This is a genomic window from Dehalobacter sp. MCB1 (assembly GCF_003590275.1).
In the GTDB taxonomy this organism is placed as follows: Bacteria; Bacillota; Desulfitobacteriia; order Desulfitobacteriales; family Syntrophobotulaceae; genus Dehalobacter.
On sequence record NZ_LXPC01000016.1, the window covers coordinates 22,479 to 30,216 of the forward strand.

General features: G+C 43.5%; 9 protein-coding genes. 1 reads left to right on the forward strand and 8 read right to left on the reverse strand.

Going from position 1 to position 7,738, the window contains the following annotated elements:
• Positions 1-13: 13 nt before the first annotated feature.
• The 3 genes from A7K50_RS12400 to A7K50_RS12410 are packed head-to-tail and all read right to left on the reverse strand — an operon-like array spanning position 14 to position 1,668.
• On the reverse strand, positions 14-538 hold the full coding sequence (locus A7K50_RS12400; protein WP_147363126.1) for a hypothetical protein: 525 nt from the start codon (positions 536-538) through the stop codon (positions 14-16).
• A 51-nt stretch (positions 539-589) separates the two neighbouring features.
• Positions 590-928: a hypothetical protein gene (locus tag A7K50_RS12405; RefSeq protein WP_119776571.1), complete on the reverse strand. Its 339-nt coding sequence runs from the start codon at positions 926-928 to the stop codon at positions 590-592.
• Positions 925-1,668 (reverse strand): ParA family protein, encoded by a 744-nt coding sequence (locus A7K50_RS12410; protein ID WP_119776573.1) that lies wholly within the window; start codon positions 1,666-1,668, stop codon positions 925-927. Before A7K50_RS12410 ends, A7K50_RS12405 begins: the two co-directional genes overlap by 4 nt.
• 853 nt (positions 1,669-2,521) lie before the next feature.
• Here A7K50_RS12410 and A7K50_RS12415 point away from each other — a divergent pair.
• Complete coding sequence (locus tag A7K50_RS12415) at positions 2,522-2,737, forward strand: hypothetical protein (RefSeq protein ID WP_119776575.1); 216 nt, start codon at positions 2,522-2,524, stop codon at positions 2,735-2,737.
• Between the two features lie 588 nt (positions 2,738-3,325).
• Here the strand turns inward: A7K50_RS12415 and A7K50_RS12420 are convergent.
• The 5 genes from A7K50_RS12420 to A7K50_RS12440 form a co-directional block, all read right to left on the reverse strand.
• Positions 3,326-4,612, reverse strand: coding sequence for an ABC transporter substrate-binding protein (locus A7K50_RS12420; RefSeq protein WP_119776577.1), 1,287 nt, complete (start codon positions 4,610-4,612; stop codon positions 3,326-3,328).
• 335 nt (positions 4,613-4,947) lie between these two features.
• The gene (locus A7K50_RS12425) at positions 4,948-5,196 is read right to left on the reverse strand and encodes an RNA chaperone Hfq (RefSeq protein ID WP_119776578.1); all 249 of its coding nucleotides are present in this window, start codon (positions 5,194-5,196) and stop codon (positions 4,948-4,950) included.
• Positions 5,197-5,199: 3 nt separating this feature from the next.
• Positions 5,200-5,925 (reverse strand): ribbon-helix-helix protein, CopG family, encoded by a 726-nt coding sequence (locus A7K50_RS12430; RefSeq protein ID WP_158582064.1) that lies wholly within the window; start codon positions 5,923-5,925, stop codon positions 5,200-5,202.
• 472 nt (positions 5,926-6,397) lie between these two features.
• A complete protein-coding gene (locus tag A7K50_RS12435) occupies positions 6,398-6,751 on the reverse strand; it encodes a type II toxin-antitoxin system mRNA interferase toxin, RelE/StbE family (protein WP_119776581.1) in 354 nt (117 codons plus the stop codon).
• A gap of 215 nt (positions 6,752-6,966) precedes the next feature.
• Positions 6,967-7,350, reverse strand: a complete 384-nt coding sequence (locus A7K50_RS12440; protein ID WP_119776583.1) for a hypothetical protein — start codon at positions 7,348-7,350, stop codon at positions 6,967-6,969.
• Between the last annotated feature and the right edge of the window lie 388 nt (positions 7,351-7,738).

Sequence of the window (7,738 nt, forward strand, 5' to 3'; positions counted from 1 at the left end):
GCTCGTTTAATGTTTACCAACGAGCTGATAAGTAGATTGTGATATTATGTGTTTTCCCATCTTCACCAATGCCTTGGATCTCCATTGGTTCATCGAAGAATGTTATGTCTTTGTCTATTGCAATATCCAGGATAGAGTAACCTCCGACTCCAACTTTTTGTAGGCCAAGGGTTGTAAGTTCCGTTCCTTTGGGGTAATTTAATATCTTTAAATATATGTAGTATCGATATGGTCTTAGATATGGATGAAAATCATCAACTTTAATTTCAACGTTAGCGTAACTAAGCAGGTTAGATTCGGTTTGTTCAGAGTGTTTTACGTAGATATCTACTGGGTTTGCAGTTATTGAAAAATCACTAATATCTTCCGGACCGTACATAATCGGTATTATTGTCCCGGCCAATTGTCCTATGACCACAATAATTGATCCTGCAACGGTAAGCACCAAGGCGTTTTCGTACCATTGACGTTGTTCCTTTGGTGGCATTTTATTCTCGTCTCCAGAACCGCCACCAGCTCCTTTTCTTGATTTCCTCATCCCTAGGTTTCAAGGATAGCTGGCTGCTGCCTGGGATGATCTGGCAGAGATTCATTTCCTCATCCCATCTCTTATCTTCTGCACCAGTTCTGGATAGTCTCTCTCCAACCCCTCCTCAATCCAGTGGCTTGCAACTTCGCTGATAGAAAACCGTGGGATGGTCCCTTTCAGATACCACATGGCTGCTGCGATTGTCGGGCTCCACACTCCAATCATCCGACGCTTACCGTTTGCAGCTTTGATGGCCTCATCCAGGAGCTTAAGGTCTAAAGCCTTAAGGCTTAAGGCTTCATCACTTAATGTTTGTTTGCTTAATGTTTTATCACTTAAGGCTTCTGACTTTTTTGTCTTAATGTCACCAAAGACCCGGTCCATTAAGTCCCCTGTCATGCGATCACCTCATCCGCAAGCTGTGAATATGCCCTTGCAGCCGGGGATTCGGGATCTATCAAATGAATGGGCTTGCCATAGCTCGGAGCCTCAGCTAGCTTGATGTTCCTGGGAATGACGACCTTGAAGACATCATCTCCTAGAAGCTCCCTAACCCGTGTGATTACCTCTTTGCCCATCTTTGTCCTGGCGTCATACATGGTCAGCAGGTATCTCAGCCTCAGGTCCTGGCCTAATCCCTCTGAGATCGCCTTTGCCAAGTCGAGGATCATAGAAAGCCCCTGGATCGCAAAGAATTCTGTTTGAATGGGCACCAACACTGTGTCACTGGCCACCATTGCGTTAATGGTCAGAAATCCGAGGTTTGGTGGAGTGTCGATGATGATAAAATCGTAAGTGTTCTGAGTCCTGAGCTTAGGTTTCAGTATCCTTTCCCTGGCAATGGACTTGCCTGCAATCTCCATCTCGGCTTTGCCTAGCCGCTTGTCTGCAGGGATAATGTCCAGGCCATTGACCTCTGTGGGTGTGGTGAGCTGTGCCAGGCTTAGATCGCCAAGCATGACCTCATACATGGTATTATCGAAATCGCTGATTGCCAGGTGGGTTGTAGCTGATCCTTGTGGGTCCAGGTCTATTAGCAAGACTCTTTTCCCTTTGGCCGCAAGGCAGGCCGAGAGATTGACCGCCGTGGTGGTCTTGCCACATCCTCCCTTCTGGTTTGCTATTGCTACTACTTCCATGCATTAAGGGTTAATCTTTAAGGCTTAAGAGAATAACTATTAAGGATTAAGACTTAAGCCTTAATGATTAAGGGCTATTATTGAACGCCGTTACTTAACTGATTGTCACTATCATAGGGCTCAGTTCGTGTTGGTTCATGCACTTACTCGTCTCAAATAGGAGTCGGCCATTTCTTGTGTAACGCTTCGATAGTCTCTTATGGATCTTGTTACATAAGAAGAACTTAAAAAGAAACATTTATATGTATCTTAGGTACGTATCTAAAGTCATTAACTCTAGATAGGGGCGAGGGGAAGGCCTATTTCTCCTGCTCGGCTTTCCCCTCGTCTCCTTTTACTTCAAGGGCTCATCAGTTGTCTATGTGGAATGGGCCTAACCAATACCTGGGTCCAATGATTATCCAGATTGCTAATCCCCACAGTGCCAGGGTTGTAACTGCAAGCTCGTTCATAGAAAATCACCATCATTAATAGTGATGAACTATTATGTATGCGTTTCGCTTTTCAACAGCGTATACTTCATTTCGGTCTGTAGCGTTAGTTGGATCTCGTTTTCGGTGCTACTAATTCGAATGAAAAAGCATATATACTCATACAAATATCAGGATATCGACAAAAGCTAACCTTGTGGAGTGTCAGCCGCGTTCACCTCGCTTGCCTGGCCGTGGGGATTCTCTCCTTCTTCTTCCTCCCACGGTCCTTTTCTAAAAGGCTCTTATCCAAGGTATAAGGGGACTGTCGCATCTCTATTCAGTTATTTGTATCTTATTCGTACTTTCTATTATGTAAAAATGGTTTATTGATATTGTTTTCCGGCCAAAATACTTAACCTTGCACGTAGAATAGATTCTTCATGACAGGAGTCCTTGAGCAGCTATTCAGGCCACAGAAGAAGGCAATGAGTCAGAAGGCTATGGAGCTGGAGGCAGCTAGGGAGATCTTAGCTGAGGTCTTCGGGGTCAGGCTGCAGGAGGTGGATGAGATGATCTGGAGCCGGTTTGAAGCCGAGGATAAGGGGCGTCCCAAAGAAGAAGGCTTGTGGCCTCAGGAGTTCTGTCTGGGAGAATGAGGTTTACTCTCGGTATGTTTCGGTTCTGTTGTAAGGTGGTTATCCTTCCGTTTTCATTGTTAACGGTGCTTCTTCTTCGCGAACCATAGGAGAGCTAGCAATCCCATCACAAACAATTTTATTTTTATAATTTTTTTGATTAGTTTTAACATAGTCTATTTCACCTGTGCTATATGGATCTTAAAACTATAAAACTGTGACCTTTTCATGGCCTGTCCACTGATTTTATAAAACAACGTTGTCTTTGCGTTCAGTCGGTCCAGAGAGATCATTCATACTCCCTGGTAGATTGTTTTTCTTCCGGGTTGCAAGATAATTATTCATAATAGTTGCTTAGAGATTATTGGGCGGAGGGAGATCACCCAGTCCACTATCCGAACTTCGCCCCTCCTGCCTCTAAATATCTGGCCTGTAGCTCTTCGGTTCTTCTACAGGCTCGATGTTTCTGTTGAATTTTGTGCTGGTGGCCTGATAAATCCAGCATCAAACGACCATCCAAAATGTCCTACCACCACTGGATGCTACAGTACAAAATAGGAGTGGATAGGTCATCTATCCACTTTAATCTGCAGCTATCTCCACAATTTTTTATGAAAGTGCAAATAACTGCTCATTTTTTGCTACATCAAATTCGATCTTCTGGAACTTTGTTAAATATTCTTGATGTATGGCAATAGGATCAAGATCCACGAATAGGTCTGGATGATACCATTTAGCCATTTGGGCAATCATCACAATACGAGATGGTGCATACTCAAAGCAATTTGCACATATTACATAGACCTTATTCTTCTTCACTGCAGAAACATTCTGTAATATTGGGGTGCCTAATATATTATTCTTCAATGAATTAAAATCGGGTGATGAATTTTCATATCCGCAGAGGTATGTTGGGAATGCAACAATTATATCTGGGTTTTGTGTCGCAATCCATTCCAGATCAACTTCCGAATGTTCAGAGCTCGACCAAACATCTCCTATATTTTTCCCACCTGCGATGGCACACATTTCTGGTATGCTTCCATAGGAACCTGGGTATACATTCCAGCTCCCATCCGAGTAAAACGTTGGAAATACTCTTGGCTTCTCGTTCTCTGCAAGATTCTCCGTCTTTGATTCGATCTCGTCTATAATGCTATCGTGCCACTCGATGAACGTCTCTGCATCATCTCTGCAATTAAAAATGTATCCCATCTTTGTTATTCGTTCTGTCAGATTCTCTTCCAATTGCAACGCAAGATAAACGACCGGTGTTGCTCCTTCTAATTTCTCTTTATATCCTGCATATCTGCTGCTGCTTGGTATCGTTCTTCCCGATATCATAACAATATCTGGGTCCAATTGAATTATAGCCTCGTAATCTGGTTCCCATGCAGTGCCAACACCGTGAAGCTTGCTCAGTTCTGGAAAATATATATTACGATCCTGAATCTCTTTGCTAACTCCAACAAGCAGGTTGGCTACGTTAAGTGACCGCATGACCTCACAGACATCATACACTCGTCCAGAAGCTACAGCTCTTTTTATTGGTTTGGGGATTATTACTGTAGTTCCATCGTCATCCTTGATTATTAGTGTTTTTTCTGTTCCGTTGATGATCTGCTCGATCTGATCAACATCCTGAGAATCGACTTTACCATCATAATTGGCATCGCTCAAATTAGTGGCAGCATTTGTTCCCTTGATTACTCCTTCCACATATGCGACATCCTTCTCATCTATCGTATCGTCCATGTTGGCGTTACCAAAGATCCCAAGAGTAAAATCGGACCCTGCACCCAAGGTGCTTACGGATGCAGTCAATGCTATCAGTAAAGCTAAGACGATTTTCCAAGATTTATTCGTAGTATTCCCTCCTGCGGTATGCTTGATCATACAATAAATAGAATTAGTATGATTTTATATGTAATCAGTTTAGAAGTTTATAACTCTTTCGATAACGCATTATAGTATAGCAGCAGTGGCAGTGATTACAAGATAGTTGTTTTTAATGTCTTCACTCCTTGTGACAGGGTTTTTGTCCTGCCATCCAAAGCCTTCATAACCATTTTGTGTCTTATATTCAAGCGGCCCGGCAGACCCATGCTACTCCCCTAAGTTGCTTGGTACCTCTTCCGGGCCACAAGATAATTATTCATGATAGTTGCTTATAGATTGTTGGGCGGAGGGAGGGCCACCATTTCACTATCCCAACTTCGCCCCTCCTGCCTCTAAATATCTGGCCTGTAGCCCTTCGGCTCATCCACAGACTCGATTGTGGCAATAGCGTGCTTGAATACCAGGATCGGCCCTTTGGCGGTCTGGATGCGGATCTCATAGGGGTTGTATCTATCCAGGATGCCGGTAATTGGCTGGCCTCCTGAAACCAGGCGGATAGTGACCTTCTTGTCCTTGAGCTTGGGGATGAATCCGTTTGTCAATGGCTTCTTTGGCTTCTTGTTAACTGGTTCTTCGTCCATGGACTAACCTCTCCTCCAAAAATGCCACCAGCCCTTTTTCCTGATCTCTTCATCACCGGGCTTAAGGGATAGCTGGCTGATGCTTTGGGTGAGCTGAGCCACATGGCCGCGAAGGAATGAGACCTCATCTTCTTTGGACTTCAGAGCCGATTCTATCTTCTCTTTCAGCTTTTCGGCTTCATGTAATTGCTCTCTGATTTGGTCAATCTGAGATTTTAGATGTTCTAATTCAGATGCCATTGATTCAAATTTCTTATCTCTTTCAGCAATCTGATTTTCCAGAGTATGAATCTTCTTATCTTTCTGGAATACTTCTGCCGCCCTTGAATTTAATTCCTTCTCGGCTTCTGCAAGCTTGTTTTTAATGGTAGGAACACTTTCTTCTAGCTGTAATACTTTATTAGATAGCGATTTGTTTTCATTGATCTTTTGGGCTAATTCACTATTGATTCTATTGATATCGTAATCCTTCATCCTACTTTGGCTTTCAATGGTGGGAATACGTTCTTCTAACTGTAATACTTTATCAGATAGTGATTTTGCTTCTTCTGACTTTATCATTAACTCTTCATTTAGTCGATTGATATTGTTTTTTAAATTCCTACCAGTTCCAATGTAAAAATCAATAGCTTCGACTACAAAGTGAGAACGACTCTTCCCCAGGCGTTTTGTCTCTGCTTCAATGGATTCCATTGCAGAATCAGGGACAGAAACACTCATCTTTTGCATGTATCCTACCATTGTCGGATGAATTTATAAGATTATCCTACTTGAGTCGGATTAAGGTAGGAAATGGGATCATAATAGTAGGAATAAAGTAGGAATCGATACCAACCGAGATCTTATTTAAATTCTACAATCTTTATGATGCTCGATTCGGTTTACTTGGTGTTCATGTAATCCTAACTCTTATATTTGGTCTATCATCCATATTTAAATGGAGCGAGGGCCGAACTGCCAGCAGCCAATGTCTTATACCTCTTATTCTTTATCGGCTCTCTTTTCCTCCTGTTCACGCCAAAAGCTCTTTAGGATCAGATGTCATGAGTATTGTGGGATGAGAGATGATGCAGCATACAGGTATCCCCTTCTCATCCCTGGCATTTTTCGTCAATCCCTGTAAAAATGTCATAGAAACATTTTATAACGTTGGGGTAAAGGGGTAGAAAAGACCCATCTCCTTCAGGGGCATGGGAGGAAGTCACCGCTTCAAATGCCGCTTCAAATCCGGCGACATTACAGCCCACAACTCAGGAAATTCATATTCGATGTTTCCGAGAACTTTCGGGGCCTCGCTGTATGCAGGGTCATGACGATCTACATATAAAAATATAATATTGTCTTCAATAATCATATAGACTATAACAAAATTGCCTGCAACATGTGCGCCGCGAGCGTATTTTAGATTGCCTTTTTTTGGTTTGCCTGTTGTTGTAGGGTTTGCTGCGATTTGTTTGATTTTTTCGTCTATTTTGGGTTGTAATGATTTATTCTTTTTTATTATATCTTTGTATTTCTCTCTAAACTCGATAGTTCGTCTGATTTTATACGACATAGAAAAGAAGATTACTCAGGGCTATGGAGATCGGCTAGTAAATCATCTACATTATCGAAGGTTTTCACTAAGCCAGCGTTGTACTGCTTCATGCTCCTAACTACGCCGGCCTTGAACTCTTCTAACTCAGGGTTCTTGGCAGAGATCATCTGTACTTCTTTTGGGGTATCTAAGCATGCCATATTATTCTCTTACACGTTGTTTTAGTATTTATATTATTGTTTGATCGCCAAGGCTTCCGCCTTCAGCTTCCTTGCCTTCTGCAGGGCCTCGGCCTGGTCCATCTTTCTGCAGGATCCCACATACACCTTCTTGTATTTGCCACCCACTCTCCAGGCAGCCACCCATCTGTAATAGGTTTTCTCGCCCTTTTTGGTCTTTTTGACCAGGGGCTCCTCTCGTACCGTGATGTCTTCCAACCTCGCCTTTTCCTGTAGCTCACGAGCCTGCCCCCTCAGCCGGGATGCTTCGGCCTCCTTCTCTCCGGCCATTGAGGCCGCGTCCTCTATGGCTTCCAGCGCCTTTGATTCCCTGTCAAGCTCCCGTGCCCTTTCCTTCAATCCCCTGGCTTCTCTCCTGGCTGCCGTGGTGTGAACCATCTTTGTCCTACCTCGATAGAATAGTAGTGCAACATGGTATATGAACTTTGCGTTTAATGTTGCACTACTAAATGAGAAAACGACTGTTGGCCGGGAGGAATAGGTATCTGTAGGCCGTTTTGTGCTGGCCGGGCCGGAGGAGATCGCGAGGCGATCCGCGGGCGAAGGATGAAGAACGAGGCGGTGCGTGCAACTTGCAGGAATCCATCTTCCTTTTTGGCGTCCTCTTAACAGGCCCTATTTTCGCCTCTGCCTAATTGATTATTCCAGACACTATGGAATGAATTATCGACAATTGCCCGCTATCGAATAATCGCTATCAGTGAGATCAGAATTGCGCTGTGGAACCTGGAGCGCAAACCCAGACCTTACGAGGGCGAAAACTGGC

Excerpts from the sequence above, each read along its gene's own strand:
- A7K50_RS12440 (WP_119776583.1), bottom strand. The coding sequence starts at position 7,350 with ATGGTTCACACCACGGCAGCCAGGAGAGAAGCCAGGGGATTGAAGGAA.
- A7K50_RS12400 (WP_147363126.1), bottom strand. The coding sequence starts at position 538 with ATGAGGAAATCAAGAAAAGGAGCTGGTGGCGGTTCTGGAGACGAGAAT.
- A7K50_RS12425 (WP_119776578.1), bottom strand. The coding sequence starts at position 5,196 with ATGGACGAAGAACCAGTTAACAAGAAGCCAAAGAAGCCATTGACAAAC.
- A7K50_RS12420 (WP_119776577.1), bottom strand. The coding sequence starts at position 4,612 with ATGATCAAGCATACCGCAGGAGGGAATACTACGAATAAATCTTGGAAA.
- A7K50_RS12430 (WP_158582064.1), bottom strand. The coding sequence starts at position 5,925 with ATGCAAAAGATGAGTGTTTCTGTCCCTGATTCTGCAATGGAATCCATT.
- A7K50_RS12405 (WP_119776571.1), bottom strand. The coding sequence starts at position 928 with ATGACAGGGGACTTAATGGACCGGGTCTTTGGTGACATTAAGACAAAA.
- A7K50_RS12435 (WP_119776581.1), bottom strand. The coding sequence starts at position 6,751 with ATGTCGTATAAAATCAGACGAACTATCGAGTTTAGAGAGAAATACAAA.
- A7K50_RS12410 (WP_119776573.1), bottom strand. The coding sequence starts at position 1,668 with ATGGAAGTAGTAGCAATAGCAAACCAGAAGGGAGGATGTGGCAAGACC.
- A7K50_RS12415 (WP_119776575.1), top strand. The coding sequence starts at position 2,522 with ATGACAGGAGTCCTTGAGCAGCTATTCAGGCCACAGAAGAAGGCAATG.